Annotated in this window: 14 protein-coding genes; 7 read left to right on the forward strand and 7 right to left on the reverse strand. The window is 66.1% G+C overall.

Features of this window, described 5'->3' with window-relative positions:
• The first annotated feature begins 9 nt into the window (after positions 1-9).
• Positions 10-2,124, forward strand: a complete 2,115-nt coding sequence (locus tag F9K07_RS01260) for an acetoacetate--CoA ligase (RefSeq protein ID WP_159588605.1) — start codon at positions 10-12, stop codon at positions 2,122-2,124.
• Here the strand turns inward: F9K07_RS01260 and F9K07_RS01265 are convergent.
• From F9K07_RS01265 to F9K07_RS01275, 3 genes are read right to left on the reverse strand one after another with little or no spacing between them, the layout of a single operon-like run.
• Positions 2,108-3,013: a DMT family transporter gene (locus F9K07_RS01265; RefSeq protein ID WP_159588607.1), complete on the reverse strand. Its 906-nt coding sequence runs from the start codon at positions 3,011-3,013 to the stop codon at positions 2,108-2,110. The genes F9K07_RS01260 and F9K07_RS01265 overlap by 17 nt on opposite strands.
• 29 nt (positions 3,014-3,042) lie before the next feature.
• On the reverse strand, positions 3,043-3,474 hold the full coding sequence (locus F9K07_RS01270; protein WP_159588609.1) for a MarR family winged helix-turn-helix transcriptional regulator: 432 nt from the start codon (positions 3,472-3,474) through the stop codon (positions 3,043-3,045).
• Positions 3,471-3,992, reverse strand: a complete 522-nt coding sequence (locus F9K07_RS01275) for a flavin reductase family protein (protein WP_159588611.1) — start codon at positions 3,990-3,992, stop codon at positions 3,471-3,473. The genes F9K07_RS01270 and F9K07_RS01275 overlap by 4 nt, the downstream gene beginning before the upstream one ends.
• A 54-nt stretch (positions 3,993-4,046) precedes the next feature.
• Here F9K07_RS01275 and F9K07_RS01280 point away from each other — a divergent pair, with 54 nt between their 5' ends.
• The 4 genes from F9K07_RS01280 to F9K07_RS01295 are packed head-to-tail and all read left to right on the forward strand — an operon-like array spanning position 4,047 to position 8,072.
• A complete protein-coding gene (locus F9K07_RS01280; RefSeq protein ID WP_159588613.1) occupies positions 4,047-5,102 on the forward strand; it encodes a peptidase M29 in 1,056 nt (351 codons plus the stop codon).
• Positions 5,099-5,893, forward strand: a complete 795-nt coding sequence (locus F9K07_RS01285; protein WP_159588615.1) for an alpha/beta fold hydrolase — start codon at positions 5,099-5,101, stop codon at positions 5,891-5,893. The genes F9K07_RS01280 and F9K07_RS01285 overlap by 4 nt, the downstream gene beginning before the upstream one ends.
• Before the next feature lie 23 nt (positions 5,894-5,916).
• Positions 5,917-7,173 carry an acyl-CoA dehydrogenase family protein gene (locus F9K07_RS01290; protein ID WP_159588617.1) on the forward strand — a complete coding sequence of 419 codons (1,257 nt, stop codon included), beginning with the start codon at positions 5,917-5,919 and terminating at the stop codon, positions 7,171-7,173.
• 23 nt (positions 7,174-7,196) lie between these two features.
• Positions 7,197-8,072, forward strand: a complete 876-nt coding sequence (locus F9K07_RS01295) for a M14 family zinc carboxypeptidase (RefSeq protein ID WP_159588619.1) — start codon at positions 7,197-7,199, stop codon at positions 8,070-8,072.
• On the opposite strand, the gene F9K07_RS01300 is transcribed toward F9K07_RS01295, so the two are convergent.
• Entirely contained in the window at positions 8,073-9,428 is a 1,356-nt protein-coding gene (locus F9K07_RS01300) for a D-amino acid dehydrogenase (protein WP_159588621.1), read from the reverse strand.
• A gap of 141 nt (positions 9,429-9,569) precedes the next feature.
• Here F9K07_RS01300 and F9K07_RS01305 point away from each other — a divergent pair, with 141 nt between their 5' ends.
• Positions 9,570-10,499 (forward strand): LysR family transcriptional regulator ArgP, encoded by a 930-nt coding sequence (locus tag F9K07_RS01305; RefSeq protein WP_159588623.1) that lies wholly within the window; start codon positions 9,570-9,572, stop codon positions 10,497-10,499.
• A 47-nt stretch (positions 10,500-10,546) separates the two neighbouring features.
• On the opposite strand, the gene F9K07_RS01310 is transcribed toward F9K07_RS01305, so the two are convergent.
• Positions 10,547-11,002 carry a fasciclin domain-containing protein gene (locus F9K07_RS01310; RefSeq protein WP_159588625.1) on the reverse strand — a complete coding sequence of 152 codons (456 nt, stop codon included), beginning with the start codon at positions 11,000-11,002 and terminating at the stop codon, positions 10,547-10,549.
• Between the two features lie 174 nt (positions 11,003-11,176).
• On the opposite strand from F9K07_RS01310, the gene F9K07_RS01315 reads away from it, so the two are divergent.
• Positions 11,177-11,824: a TetR/AcrR family transcriptional regulator gene (locus tag F9K07_RS01315; protein WP_236581771.1), complete on the forward strand. Its 648-nt coding sequence runs from the start codon at positions 11,177-11,179 to the stop codon at positions 11,822-11,824.
• 69 nt (positions 11,825-11,893) lie between these two features.
• On the opposite strand, the gene F9K07_RS01320 is transcribed toward F9K07_RS01315, so the two are convergent.
• Both F9K07_RS01320 and F9K07_RS01325 read right to left on the reverse strand, forming a co-directional pair.
• Complete coding sequence (locus tag F9K07_RS01320) at positions 11,894-12,316, reverse strand: universal stress protein (protein ID WP_159588627.1); 423 nt, start codon at positions 12,314-12,316, stop codon at positions 11,894-11,896.
• A 73-nt stretch (positions 12,317-12,389) separates the two neighbouring features.
• The gene (locus F9K07_RS01325; protein WP_159588629.1) at positions 12,390-13,187 is read right to left on the reverse strand and encodes a metallophosphoesterase; all 798 of its coding nucleotides are present in this window, start codon (positions 13,185-13,187) and stop codon (positions 12,390-12,392) included.
• Positions 13,188-13,190 lie beyond the last annotated feature (3 nt).

A 13,190-nucleotide genomic window follows, 5' to 3' on the forward strand; every position in this document is an offset into this window, starting at 1 on the left:
CACGCCACCATGGCGACATCCCACCCCACCCCGTCCTACCTGCCCCAGATCCGTCTGTACCAGCAATGGCTCGCCGAACACCGCGGCCTGCAGTTCGACCACTACGACGCGCTTTGGCGCTGGTCCACCACCGACCTCGACGGCTTCTGGCAAAGCATCTGGGACTATTTCGATCTGCAGTCGCCCACGCCGCACACGGCCGTGCTCGCAAAGAACGTGATGCCCGGTGCCCAATGGTTCACCGGTGCGCGCGTGAACTATGCGCAGCAGGTGTTGCGCCATGTGGGGCAGGCGCACGAAGCGGGATTCGCGGCGGTGATCGGTCGCGACGAGAAGGGTCGACGCACCGAGCTCGGCTGGCCCGAGTTGCGCCGCCAGGTGGCCTCGCTCGCGCAGCACCTGCAGGCGCAAGGCGTGCAGCCGGGCGACCGCGTGGCGGCCTACCTGCCCAACATCCCCGAAGCCATGGTCGCCTTTCTCGCGACGGTCTCGATCGGGGGTGTGTGGAGCATCTGCGCGCCGGACATGGGCACGAACGCCGTGCTCGACCGCTTTCGCCAGATCGAACCCGTGGTGCTGATCGCCTGCGATGGCGTGCGCCACGCCGGGCGCGACCACGACCGGCTGGGTGTGGTGGCCGAACTTCGCGCCGCGCTGCCCAGCGTGCGCCACGTGCTGCTGCACACCCACCTGGCCGAGAGCGAAGAGGCGCAGGCCGCTGCGCTGCAAGCCGCCGCGCCCTGCACCCGGTTGGTTGCGGCCACCGCGCGCGACGACGCGGCCACCGCCGCCTTCGAACCGCTGTGGTTGCCGTTCGACCACCCGCTGTGGATCGTCTATTCCAGCGGCACCACCGGCCTGCCCAAGCCCATCGTGCACGGGCATGGCGGTACCGTGCTGGTGGGCATCGCGCTCATGTGCCTGCACAACGACGTGGGCTGCAGCTACCAGGCCAACAGCTGGGGCGAGCGCTTCCACTGGTACAGCTCCACCGGCTGGGTGATGTGGAACGCGCAGACCAGCGGCCTGCTCAACGGCACCACCTGCGTGATCTACGACGGCAACCCAGGCGGCAGCAAGGACAAGCCCGACTGGACCACGCTCTGGCGCTTTGCCGCCGAGGAAGGCGTGAGCTTCTTCGGCGCGGGCGCAGCCTTCTTCGCCAACTGCCTAAAGTCCGGCGTGGATCTCGCGGCATGTGGCGACCTGTCCCCGGTGCGTGCATTGGGCACCACCGGGTCACCGCTATCGGAGGACGCGCAGCGGTGGGGCACGGAGCAGTTCCGACGCATCGCGCGGAACGCGGCGCAGCAAGACATCTGGTGGTGCAATATCAGCGGCGGTACCGACTTCGCCGGCGCCTTCATCGGCGGCAACCGCGAGCTGCCGCAGACGCCCGGGCGCATGCAATGCCGCCTGCTCGGCTGCGCGGTCGAGGCCTGGAACGAGCAGGGCCAACCGGTGATCGACGAGGTGGGCGAACTCGTGTGCGCGCAGCCGATCCCCTCGATGCCGTTGTACTTCGTGGGCGACACCGACCATCAACGCCTGATCGGCAGCTACTTCGATGCCTACCCGCCCGGCCAGGGCCGCAAACCGGGCGGCGGTGACCTGGGCGAAGAGGCCGGTGCCGTCTGGCGCCACGGCGACTGGCTGCGCATCCACGCCGACGGTTCGTGCGTGATCTACGGCCGCTCCGACGCCACCATCAACCGCCACGGCCTGCGCATGGGCACGAGCGAGCTCTACAGCGCGGTCGAGGCCCTGCCCGAGGTGCTGGACTCGATGGTGGTCGACCTCGAATACCTCGGGCGCGAGAGCTACATGCCGCTCTTCGTGGTGCTGCGCGATGGGGTTGCGCTCGATGACGCGATGCAGCAGCGCATCCACGACCGCATCAAGACCGCGCTGTCCCCGCGCTTCGTGCCCAATGCCATCTTCCAGGTGCCGGAGATCCCGCGCACGCTCTCGGGCAAGAAGCAGGAACTGCCGATCAAGAAGCTGCTGCTGGGCCAGCCGCTGGAGAAGGTGATCAACCGCGAGGCGATGGCCAATCCGGGTTCCCTGGACTGGTACCTGCGGTTCGCGGCTGAGCGCGCTGCGACGGTCAAGCCCGTCGGCTGACCAACACCATACCCACCGCCACGCCCACCAGCGCCACCACCAGTTGGGGCGTGAGCGGTTCGCTCAACAGCACCACGCCGAACACCAGCGCGAACACGGGGGTGAGGAACGTGAAACTCGACATCTGCGTGGCGGGGTAGTGGCGCAGCATCCACATCCAGGTGAGGTAACTGGCGAACGCGCCGATCACCGTTTGCAGCGCGACGGAACCCCAGGCCATGGCGGAGTAGTCGAAACGCCAGCTCTCGCCCATCGCCAGCGAGAGCACCGGCGCGACCACCGCGGTGACGGCGAGTTGGTAGAACAAGGTCTTCTCGGCACTGGCCGTGCTGAGCGTGGTCGCGCGGATGGTCAGCGTGGTCAGGCCCCAGAACACGCCCGCGGCCAACCCCAGCAGGTCGCCCCGCCATTGCCCCGTCACCGGGGAGCTGTGCAGAAAGCCTTCGCTGAAGGCAATGGCCACGGCCAGGAACGCCACCACCAGACCGATCCACTGGATGCGCCGCAGCCGCTCGCTCGGCACGACGCGGGGCAACAGGATGGCCACCACGAAAGGGCTGGTGTACAGGAACACCGTCAGGCGCGAGGCGCTGGTGTGCATCAGGCCCAGGTAGATGCCGCAGAACTCGCCCGCGAACAACAAGCCCGCCAAGACGCCGGCGCGCAGCGTGCCGTCACGCTCGAACAGCGGTATGCCACGGGCGGCGCACCAGGCCCAGAGCAGCAGCGTCGCGCCCACCATGCGGATCGAGGCCTGCCACATCGGCGGCACCTCGGCCACCGTGCTCTTGATAAGGATCTGCTGAAACCCCCAGAAGGCGCAGCACGCCACGAGCAAGGTGATGGCCAGGGCGTCGAGGTGTGTTTTGCGCTGGGGTGTGGGCGTCATGGGCGGGGTGGTCTGCAGGTGTGGCGGGCTCAGGCGGTTCTTGCGAGCCGGCGCAACTGGTCCTTGAGGCGGCGCACTTCGGCCTCGCTCAGCGCGCCGAGTGCGGCGCTCTCGTGTTCGCGTGCCTGCGCGATCAGGGGTGCCACTTTCTTCTGTCCGGCGGCGGTGATGCCAACCAGCGTGCGGCGCTGATCGGCCGGGTCGCCACGCAGCGTCACCCAGCGCTGCGCGGCCAGACGCTGCACCAGCTTGGTCACCGTGGGTTGCTGGCTCAGCACCTCCGACGCGAGCTGGCCCACCGACATGGGGGGCTGTGCGCTGAGCGTGGCCAGCACGCGCCACTCGATACCGCTCAGGCCCGCTTCGCGCACAACCGCGTCGAACTCCTTGAACAAGGCGTGGTTCGCCAGTCCCAGGAGATAGCCCAGGTAGTCGTCGACAAAGCTGTCAGCGCGGCTCACAACGGGTGCTCGGCGTAGAAGCGCCCGCCGTGGAACAGCAGGGGCGAGGCTTCGGGGCGGTGGCCGCAGTGCTCGACTTCACCCACGAAGATCACGTGGTCGCCTTCGGCGTACTGGCTGCGGTTGAAGCATTCGAAGCTCGCGGCCACGCCGTCGAGCACCGGCGCGCCGCTCACGCCGGTGGTGAACGCCACGCCGGTCCAGCGGTCGGTGCCGCGCGCGGCGAAGCGTTCGGCCAGCGCCTGCTGATCGGCGGCCAGAACATTGATCGCGTAGTGGCGGCCGTTGGAGAACGCGGCCATCGAACCCGCCGTGCGCGCCAGGCTCCAGAGCACGAGCGGTGGCGACAAGGACACCGAGTTGAACGAATTGGCGGTAAGACCGACGAGCTCGCCGCTGTCGGTGCGGGCCGTCACGATCGTGACGCCCGTGGCAAACATGCCCAGAGAGGCGCGAAACTCCAGCGCCGAAAAATCGGGAGGCCGGGCCTGATGGCCGGCGGAAAGGGCAGGGGACATGCTTGGAATTTACATGAATATTCATGAATAATGGCGCGACAAGGAGATAAGCCCATGTTGCAGGAGCGGACTGAACCCGCCTGGATCGACGCCTTCGAAACGGTGTTGCGCCGTTGTGCATTGCAGCCCGGCGACACGGTGGCCATTCTCGGTGAAACCCAGAGCCGGCCGGTTTTGCTGGAGTTGGCACGCCTGGCGGCGGCCCGCATGCACGCACGCGCGTTCATGCTCATGCTGCCTTCGGTGTTCGGCCCGGCGGGCGAGCCCGTGTCGCGCTCCACCGGCGCCAGTCCTGCCATCCAGCAGCTGGGCCCCGTTATCGCGGCATTGTCGGCGTGCACGCTGGTGCTGGACTGCACGGTCGAAGGCCTGATGCACGCGCCCGAGCTGCCGGTCATCCTCAAGGGCGATGGCCGCACGCAGCCGCGCGTCGTCTACGTGAGCAACGAACACCCCGAAGCGCTGGCGCGGCTGCTGCCCGACGACGCCACCGAAGCGCGCGTGAAAGACCATGTGAAGCGGCTGCGCGCCGCACAGACCATGCGCGTTACCTCGGCCTCGGGCACCGACCTGCGCATCTCCTTGCAGGGGGCGGTGTCGGGCGGCAACTGGGGCAGCACCACGCGTCCCGGTACGCTCACGCATTGGCCCGGCGGCCTGGTGCTGGCGTTTCCCGCCGCAGGCAGCGTGAACGGCACCCTCGTGCTGGCCGAAGGCGACGTCAACCTCACCTTCAAGCGCTACATTGAAAACCCGATTGCGCTCGCGATCGACAACGACCACATCACGCATATCGAGGGCCGCGGTGTGGACGCGCAGCTGCTGCGCAGCCACTACGCGGCGTGGAATGAAAAGGAGGCCTACGCCGTGAGCCACATGGGATATGGACTGAACGAAAACGCCCGCTGGGACAGCATGGCGCTCTACGACAAACGCGATTTCAACGGCACCGAACTGCGCGCCTTCGCCGGCAACTTTCTCTACAGCACCGGTGCCAACGAAGTCGCCGGTCGCCACACACGCGGGCACTTCGACTTTCCGCTGCGCGCCTGCACCGTGCAGCTCGACGGCCACACGGTGGTCGACGCCGGAAAGGTGGTGGCCGCATGATCCCGAAGTTCACGACCCTGGGCAGCGGCACCACGGTCTTGATGCTGCACGGCATTGGCGGTGGGCACGTCGCCTTCGCGCCGCAGGTAGAAACGCTGGCGGCGGCCGGTTACCGCGCGGTGGCCTGGGACATGCCCGGCTACGGCCACAGCGCACCTATCGAACCGTATACCTTCAAGGGCCTGGCGCAGAGTTGCGTCAACCTCATCGATGCCCTGCAGTGCGATCACGTGGTGTTGCTTGGCCACAGCATGGGCGGCATGGTGGCGCAGGAAGTGGTGGCGCGGTATCCCGAGCGCGTGAGCCGCCTGGTGCTGTGCGGCACCTCGGCCGCGTTCGGCAAACGCGCCGATGGTCGCGGCGCCGATGCGTGGGCGCAGCAGTTCGTGGCACAGCGAACCGCGCCGCTGGATGAAGGCAAGAGCATGGTCGAGGTGGCGCAAAAACTGGTGCCGCAGATGGTCGGTCCTGGCTCGATGCCCGAGGGTGTGCGCCTGGCCGAGCATTGCATGGGCGGTGTGCCCGCGGCCACCTACCGGCGCGCGCTCGATTGCCTCGTCACGTTCGACCGGCAGTCGGCGCTGAAAGACATCGCCGTGCCCACGCTGCTCATCGGCGGCGAGTTCGACCGCGTGGCTGCGCCGGCGGTGATGCAGCAGATGGCGCAAGACATCGCGCACGCGCGCTACGAAGAGCTCAAGGGCATCGGCCATCTGATGAACCTGGAAGCACCCGAGGAGTTCGACGGCCTGCTGCTCGATTTCCTGGCGCAGACGCGTGCTATTCATTGATCGTTCTTCCACAGGACAAGTGCATGAGCACGACACCGTCACTGGATTTCACCCCGGCCGTGGGCGACATGCCCTTCACGGCGTTGCAGCGCGAGCTTCTCCTGAAGGCACACACGCTCGGCCGCGAGCGTTTCGCGCCGCGCGCCGCGCTTTGGGACCGCGAGGCCAGCTTCCCCTTTGCGAACTACGACGATCTGCGCGAAGCCGGCTTCCTGCGGCTCTGCGTGCCCACCACGCACGGCGGCCTGGGCGCCGACTACGCCACCTACATGATGGTGGCGGCCGAGATCGGGCGCTTCTGCGGTGCCACCGCGCTCACCTGGAACATGCACATCTGCAGCACCCTGTGGACCGGTGTGCTGGCCGACGGCATCGCCATGACCGATGTGCAGCGTACCGAACACGCTGCGCGCCGCGAGCTGCATTTCCAGCGCATCGTGAACGGCGGCGCGGTCTATGCCCAACCCTTCAGCGAAGGCAGCGCCGCGGCGGCCGGACGCGCGCCTTTCGGCACCACCGCGAGAAAGGTGGAGGGTGGCTGGCGCATCAACGGCCGCAAGATCTTCGCCAGCCTGTCGGGCGCGGCCGACTACTACGGCATCCTCTGCACCGAGGACAAAGGCGACGAGCACCCCGACGCGCGCGACACGCTCTACATCAGCGTGCCTGCGACCAGCGCGGGCTTCTCCATCGGTGGCGAGTGGGACCCGCTGGGCATGCGCGGCACCGTCAGCCGCAACCTCGCGTTCCACGACGTGTTCGTGAGCGACGCCGAACAGCTCATGCCACGCGGCCTTTACTTCAAGGGAGCGCAGACCTGGCCCGCCATGTTCTTCACGCTCTCGCCGACCTACCTGGGCGTGGCCACGGCGGCCTACGACTTCACTGTGAAGTACCTGCGCGGCGAGGTCGAGGGCGAGCCGCCGGTCGAGCGCCGGCAATACCCCACCAAGCAAATCGCGGTGGCGCAGATGCGCATCCAACTCGAGAGCATGAAGAGCCTGTTCGCGCGCGCGATCGCGGAGGCCAAGCCCAATCCCTCGAAAGATGAAAAGCTTCGGCTCTATGCCGCGCATTACAGCGTGATGGAAGGCGCCAACGACATCGCCCGCCTGGCCCTGCGCACCTGCGGTGGCCAGAGCATGATGAAGCACCTGCCGCTGGAGCGCTTGTACCGTGACAGTCGCTGTGGTGCGCTCATGCTGCCATGGACCGCCGAGCTCATCCTGGACCGCATGGGCCGCGAAACGCTCTACGAAGTGGGTGAGAAGGGCGATTGAGAGCGCATCCCTAGAATGCGCCGATGCACCGCACCCCCTTCCTGTTTCGCTGCCTCGCACCGTGCGCCGTCACACTGGGCATTTCGTCCCTGGCGGTGGGCGCTTTCGCGGCGTCACCTCTGCGTGGTCCCGCGCACCACCGCACCGTGGCCAACGAGAACCCGTGCGTGGCCTTGGTCGCCCGCCTGCCCAACCTCTCGCGCGCTCTGTGCGATGCGGCGGCGCTGCGCGCCACGGCCGGTCGATCGGTGAAAGGCCGCAAGCTGTACGTGCGCGACGTGATCGCACCCGATGCCCGGCTGCGTGTGCTCGTGGTGGGTGCCATGCATGGCGACGAGCTGTCTTCCACGTCGGTGGCCTTGCATTGGATCGCCTATGCGGCGCAGGCCCCTGCCAATGCGCACTGGCGCTTCATTCCCGTGCTCAATCCCGATGGCCTGCTGTTGCGCAACGCGCGGCGCACCAACGCCAATGGCGTGGATCTCAACCGCAACTTCCCCACGCCCAACTGGGAGCGCGACGCCAAGGTCTACTGGGAGCGGCGCACACGCAAAGACCCGCGCCGCTGGCCGGGGCCGAAGCCCTTATCAGAGCCCGAGTCGCGCTTTCTGCACGAGGAGATGACCCGCTTCGACCCGCACCTGATCGTGAGCATCCATGCGCCCTACGGCCTGCTCGATTTCGACGGCCCAGGAGCGCCGCCGACGAAGCTGGGCCGCTTGTTCCTCGACCAGGTCGGTGTCTTTCCCGGCAGCCTGGGCCACTACGGCGGCGTGCACCAGGGTATGCCGGTGGTCACAGTCGAGCTGCCCAATGCGCTGCGCACGCCGCTGGACGCGGAAATGCGCCAGATGTGGCTCGATCTGCAAGGCTGGATGGTTGAGCGCCTGCGGCCCTGATCAGCGAGATGCGCGCGCAGGCTTTATGAGCGCGGGGGCCGATGCGATGGGCCGTGCGCGCGACGGGACCATACCGTGGAAGGCGAATTGCATCGCCGGCTGCTCCCCGCTGATGAGTTCGGCCATGGCCTTGCCCGAGCCCGCGCCATGTGTCCAGCCCAGCGTGCCATGGCCGGCGTTGATCCAGAGCTTGCCCAGCGGGGCGCGGCCGATCAATGGAATGTTGGTGGGCGTGGCAGGGCGCAGGCCACACCAGAACTGCGGGTTGCCGCCTTGTTCGGGCGTGCGCGTATCGGCCACACCGGGGAACACCTGTTCGATGCGGCGCACCAGCATCTCGCAGCGCTTGCGCGCCAGTGGGGTGTCCAGCGCGAGATCGAAGCCGCCGAGTTCGATGGTGCCGGCCACGCGCAACTGGTTGCCCAGCCGCGAGATGGCGCATTTCATCTGGTCGTCGAGCATGCTCACCGAGGGCGCGCGCTCGGCATTCAGCAAGGGCAGCGTGGCGCTGTAGCCCTTGCCAGGATAGATCGGCACTTTCACGCCCACCGTCTTGAGCAGTGGCGTGGTGTACGAGCCGCAGGCCACCACAAACGCGTCTGCCTTGAGCGCGCGCGCCGCACCGGTGGCGCGGTCGCGCACACGCACCTGGCGCAACTCGCGGCCATCGCTTTCCAGGCGTTCGATGTCGTGGCCAAACAGCAGTTGTGCCCCACGCTGGGCGCACAAGGCGGCCAGTTGCTGGGTGAACACGCGCGCGTCGCCCGATTCGTCGCTTTGGGTGAACGTGCCGCCGACGATGCGCTCACCAAACGACTTCAGCGCCGGTTCGATCCGCAACAGCTCTTCGCGCGACACCACACGGCGCTGCACGCCAAAGCGCTGCATCACGGCCGCGGCGTCGGCCGCGCCGTCGAAGGATTTCTGGTCGGTGTAGTAATGCGCGATGCCGCGCTCAAGCCGGTTGTAGTCGATGCCGGTGTCGGCCACCACCTCCTTGAGCGCGGCATGGCTGTATGCGCCCAAGGCCACGAGTTGCGCCACGTTGCGCACGAACGCCGCATCGTTGCACTGCGCGAGGAACTGCAGGCCCCAGCGCCATTGCGCCCAGTCCAGTTGCGGGCGAAACAGCAGCGGCGACTCGTCGGAGAACATCCACTTGAGCGTCTTGAGGGGCGCGTCCTTGTTGGCCCAGGGTTCGCAATAGCTCACCGAAATCTGCGCCGCGTTGGCGAAGCTGGTTTCCAGCGCGGCATCCGCCTGCCGGTCGACCACGGTGACCTCGTGTCCGCGTTGCAGCAAGTGCCACGCCGTGCTGATGCCAATGATGCCTGCGCCCAATACCGTGACTTGCATGGTCCGCTCCACAAAAAGTAAGGTGAATGGATGCAGTATCAAAAAAACGGAGCGCTTGGTGAAGAGAAATTAAACTAACATCGCAATCATCAGAACGACTTATGTGTGGTGCGCCCGTACGCGTCCTTGCCGGAGGTTTCCATGAGCACGTTTGACCCTGACGCACTGGAGTGCCTGGCCGCCATCATCGAAGAAGGCGGCTTCGAGCGTGCCGCGCAACGTCTCTCGATCACCCAGTCGGCCGTTTCGCAGCGCCTGCGCGCGCTGGAGGCGCAGGTGGGTACGGTGCTGATCGTGCGCAGCCGCCCGCTCAAACCCACGGCGGCGGGCCAGCTCATGCTCAAGCACGCCAAGATGATGCGGCTGCTGCGCGCCGATCTGGAGAAGGATCTCAAGGAACTCGCGCCCAGTTCCACTGGCCATGGCCGTGACGAAGAGCGCATTTCGGTGGCGATCAACGCCGACAGCATCGCTACCTGGGCGTTGCCCGCGCTCGACGGCCTGGCCCAAGGCGGCTTGCCGATCGAAATCATCACCGACGACCAGGAGTTCACGCACGAGTGGTTGCGCGAAGGCCAGGTGCTGGGTTGCGTGACGTCATTGGGGCAGACGCTGCGTGGCTGCAAAATGGAAGAGCTGGGCACGATGGACTACGTGGCCGTGGCGCGAGCGGACTATGCCGCCGAACATTGCCCCAAGGGCCTGAACGCCCACAACTTCTACCAGCAGCCCTTCGTGGCATTCAACCGCAAAGACCACCTGCAGCACAGTTTCGTCGAGCAAGCCTTCGGTCTGTCGCGCGTCATGCTCAAGCAGTTGTTCGTGCCCTCCAGCGAAGGGCAGGTGCGCGCCGTGCTGGCGGGCTGGGGGGTCAGCGTGGTGCCCGAATTGCGCGTGCGCGAGTTGATCGAACGGGGCGAGCTGGTGAACCTCGCGCCGCGCCACCGGCTGGGCGTGGCCCTGCACTGGCATTGCTGGAACCTCAGCTCCGACGTGCTGGACGCTTTGAGTTCGGCGCTGCGCAGGGCTGCGGCCCAGAGCCTTCGATCGCCCGGCAAGGACGCCGACTGACGGAAAAAAGCCCCGCCGAGGCGGGGCATGCGCATCGCGGGATGCACTCACTTCGGCATGATGACCGTGTCGATCACATGGATCACGCCGTTGTCGGCTGCAATGTCGGTCTTGACCACATTGGCCGCGTCCACCTTGACACCGCCGGAAGTCGCGACCGTGACCATGCTGCCTTGCACGGTTTTGACCGTGCCGGCCTTCACGTCCTTGGCCATCACTTTGCCGGGCACCACGTGGTAGGTCAGCACCTTGGTCAGCGCGGCTTTGTCCTTGAGCAATGCGTCCAGCGTGGCTTTGGGAATTTTTGCGAAGGCCTCATCGGTTGGCGCGAAAACGGTGAACGGGCCGGGGCCCTTCAAGGTATCGACCAGGCCAGCGGCCTGCACAGCGCTGACCAGCGTCTTGAACGATCCGGCCGCCACAGCGGTGTCCACGATGTCGGCGGCGTGGGCTGAGCCCATCGCGCCCAGTGCCAGAAGCGAAGCAATCAGGGTCTTTTTCATGACGAATCCTTACGGTAAAGGGTTGGGCTTGCGCGATATGGCGCATGCCGGAGCGGATCTTATCCTAAAAAGTCACAATGTAGACTGATCAGTATGTAACACAACTTTTTGGTTTACATGTCGACGATACCGTCAATCTGCGGCAGAATCCCCAGCTGTCAAAAAAGGTTGCCCATGGTCAGCGCCACTCTGAAATCGCCCGTTGAAACGCCCCCCAAGCGCAGTTTTCGCGCCCAGATGCACCTTGCTCGCGAGGACGCCATCATCACGGCGGTCAACCGCTTGCTGGCCGAGAAGGGCTTCGAGGCCATGACGGTCGATGAGGTGGCTGCGGAGGTGGGCATTGCAAAGGCGAGCTTGTACAAGCACTTTCCCAGCAAAGAGGATCTGGCCGCCGCAGCGATGGTTCGGGTGATGGACCGCGCGCGCGCCTTTCTCGACCAGCTGGCCAGCGAGCAGGCCGGCGCAGCTCCGATCGACCAGCTCAAGGCCGTGGCGCGCTGGACCATGGAAGTGCAACTTGCCGGCGAAATGCCATCGTTGCCGAGCGAAAACTCCAGCCTGCGCGCGGCGCTGAACACCAACAAGGCCTATGTCGATGGACTCATGGAAGTCAGCGATCGCCTGGGTGCATGGATCACCGACGCCCAGGCCGACGGCAGCCTCGGTGCTGCGCTGCCGCCCATTGCCGTGCTCTACACCTTGTACGCGCGTGCCTGTGATCCGGTGCTGGGCTTCCTGAGAGGCAGCGGGCAATACAGCAACGAGGAGATCATCGAAATGGTGCTGAGCACCTGCTTTGATGGGCTGCGCTCGCGCTGACGCCGCAGCGCTTCAAGCATAAAAAAGGGCCGCGTTCAGCGGCCCTTTGTGTTTGCGCCCGTCTCAGGATCAGCGCACCAGCATCACCGGGACACCACAGTGCGCGAGCACTTGTGTGGCCACCGAGCCCATCACCAGATTCCCCAGGGCGCTCTTGCCGTGCGAGCCCATCACGACCAGGTCGTACTTGCCACCGTCGGCCAGCTTGGAAATTTGCTCACCGGGCGAGCCCACCTTGTGGACCGTCTTGGCGTCGATGCCACTGCGCTTGAGGAACTTGACCACCGGGCTGGTGATCTTGGCCGACTCCTCTTCGTAGTATTCGTTGACCACATCGGCGCCCACTGCAGCGCGCGCACGAGCCGGCAGCGGGGCTTGCACGGTGATCAAGGTGAAATCGTTGTTGGTACCAAACATCTCGTCGTGCGTGGCCAGATACGCCAGCATCTTCTTGGTGTACGCACTGCCATCAACGGCCAACAAAATCTTCATAAGGTTATCTCCTATGTGGTTGCATCAATCGCGCAGTGTATTCGCGTCGCGCACCGATTGACTTTGTGGTAGCTCAAACCGATGCGACTGAGCTGCGCTGGGGCACCGCGATCAACTGTTGCGGGATGAAGCCATCCTGCTCGTTTTTCACGGCGTAGCCCAGCGGATTGGCCACGATGCGGCAACGACCCACTTGCACGTCCGTGGGGCAATGCAGATGCCCGTGCAGCCAGAGATCGGCTTGCGCCAGCCAATCTTCCAATGCGTTGCAGAAGCCCGCGGTGCCCGGCGTGAGCCCGTAGCGCGGATCTGCGCTGTGCAGCGTGGGCGCAAAGTGGGTCACGACCACCGTTGGGCCATCGAAGGGTTCGTTCAAGGCGTTGCTCAGCCAGTGTTGGCACTCCAGCGCGAGTTCGCGCATGGCTGCGGCGTCAAAGAGCTGTCCGGCGCGCCGACCTGCCATCTTCACGAGGTAGTGGTTGGCCGCGCGGTAGGCCTTCTCGCGATCGCCGAGCGCGTCGTAGTCGCTCCACAGGGTGGTGCCCACGAAGCGCACGCCTTGCAGCACGCGCGTCTCTCGCTCCAGCCAGATCAAGCCCAGGCGCTCGCAGGTCTGGCGCAGTTGTCCGTGGGCTTCGTCCACATCGAGGGCGTCGTACTCGTGGTTGCCAGGGACGAACAGCACCGGCACCGGCCAATCGGCAAAGCGCCCCAGGCCCCAATCGCTTTCGGCCATGGCGCTGCCGTCCCGGCGCAGCTGGTAAGAGCCGACGTCGCCCGCCAGTACGAGCAGATCGGCGCCGGGCGCGGGTGTGGGCACGAAATCGGGGTTGGCTTCGAGGTGCAGATCGCTGAGCAGCTGGATTTTCATGTG

It is taken from the genome of Hydrogenophaga sp. BPS33 (assembly GCF_009859475.1).
GTDB lineage: Bacteria > Pseudomonadota > Gammaproteobacteria > Burkholderiales > Burkholderiaceae_C > Hydrogenophaga.

Excerpts from the sequence above, each read along its gene's own strand:
- F9K07_RS01260 (WP_159588605.1), top strand. The coding sequence starts at position 10 with ATGGCGACATCCCACCCCACCCCGTCCTACCTGCCCCAGATCCGTCTG.
- F9K07_RS01265 (WP_159588607.1), bottom strand. The coding sequence starts at position 3,013 with ATGACGCCCACACCCCAGCGCAAAACACACCTCGACGCCCTGGCCATC.
- F9K07_RS01275 (WP_159588611.1), bottom strand. The coding sequence starts at position 3,992 with ATGTCCCCTGCCCTTTCCGCCGGCCATCAGGCCCGGCCTCCCGATTTT.
- F9K07_RS01280 (WP_159588613.1), top strand. The coding sequence starts at position 4,047 with ATGTTGCAGGAGCGGACTGAACCCGCCTGGATCGACGCCTTCGAAACG.
- F9K07_RS01285 (WP_159588615.1), top strand. The coding sequence starts at position 5,099 with ATGATCCCGAAGTTCACGACCCTGGGCAGCGGCACCACGGTCTTGATG.
- F9K07_RS01290 (WP_159588617.1), top strand. The coding sequence starts at position 5,917 with ATGAGCACGACACCGTCACTGGATTTCACCCCGGCCGTGGGCGACATG.
- F9K07_RS01295 (WP_159588619.1), top strand. The coding sequence starts at position 7,197 with ATGCACCGCACCCCCTTCCTGTTTCGCTGCCTCGCACCGTGCGCCGTC.
- F9K07_RS01300 (WP_159588621.1), bottom strand. The coding sequence starts at position 9,428 with ATGCAAGTCACGGTATTGGGCGCAGGCATCATTGGCATCAGCACGGCG.
- F9K07_RS01305 (WP_159588623.1), top strand. The coding sequence starts at position 9,570 with ATGAGCACGTTTGACCCTGACGCACTGGAGTGCCTGGCCGCCATCATC.
- F9K07_RS01310 (WP_159588625.1), bottom strand. The coding sequence starts at position 11,002 with ATGAAAAAGACCCTGATTGCTTCGCTTCTGGCACTGGGCGCGATGGGC.
- F9K07_RS01315 (WP_236581771.1), top strand. The coding sequence starts at position 11,177 with ATGGTCAGCGCCACTCTGAAATCGCCCGTTGAAACGCCCCCCAAGCGC.
- F9K07_RS01320 (WP_159588627.1), bottom strand. The coding sequence starts at position 12,316 with ATGAAGATTTTGTTGGCCGTTGATGGCAGTGCGTACACCAAGAAGATG.
- F9K07_RS01325 (WP_159588629.1), bottom strand. The coding sequence starts at position 13,187 with ATGAAAATCCAGCTGCTCAGCGATCTGCACCTCGAAGCCAACCCCGAT.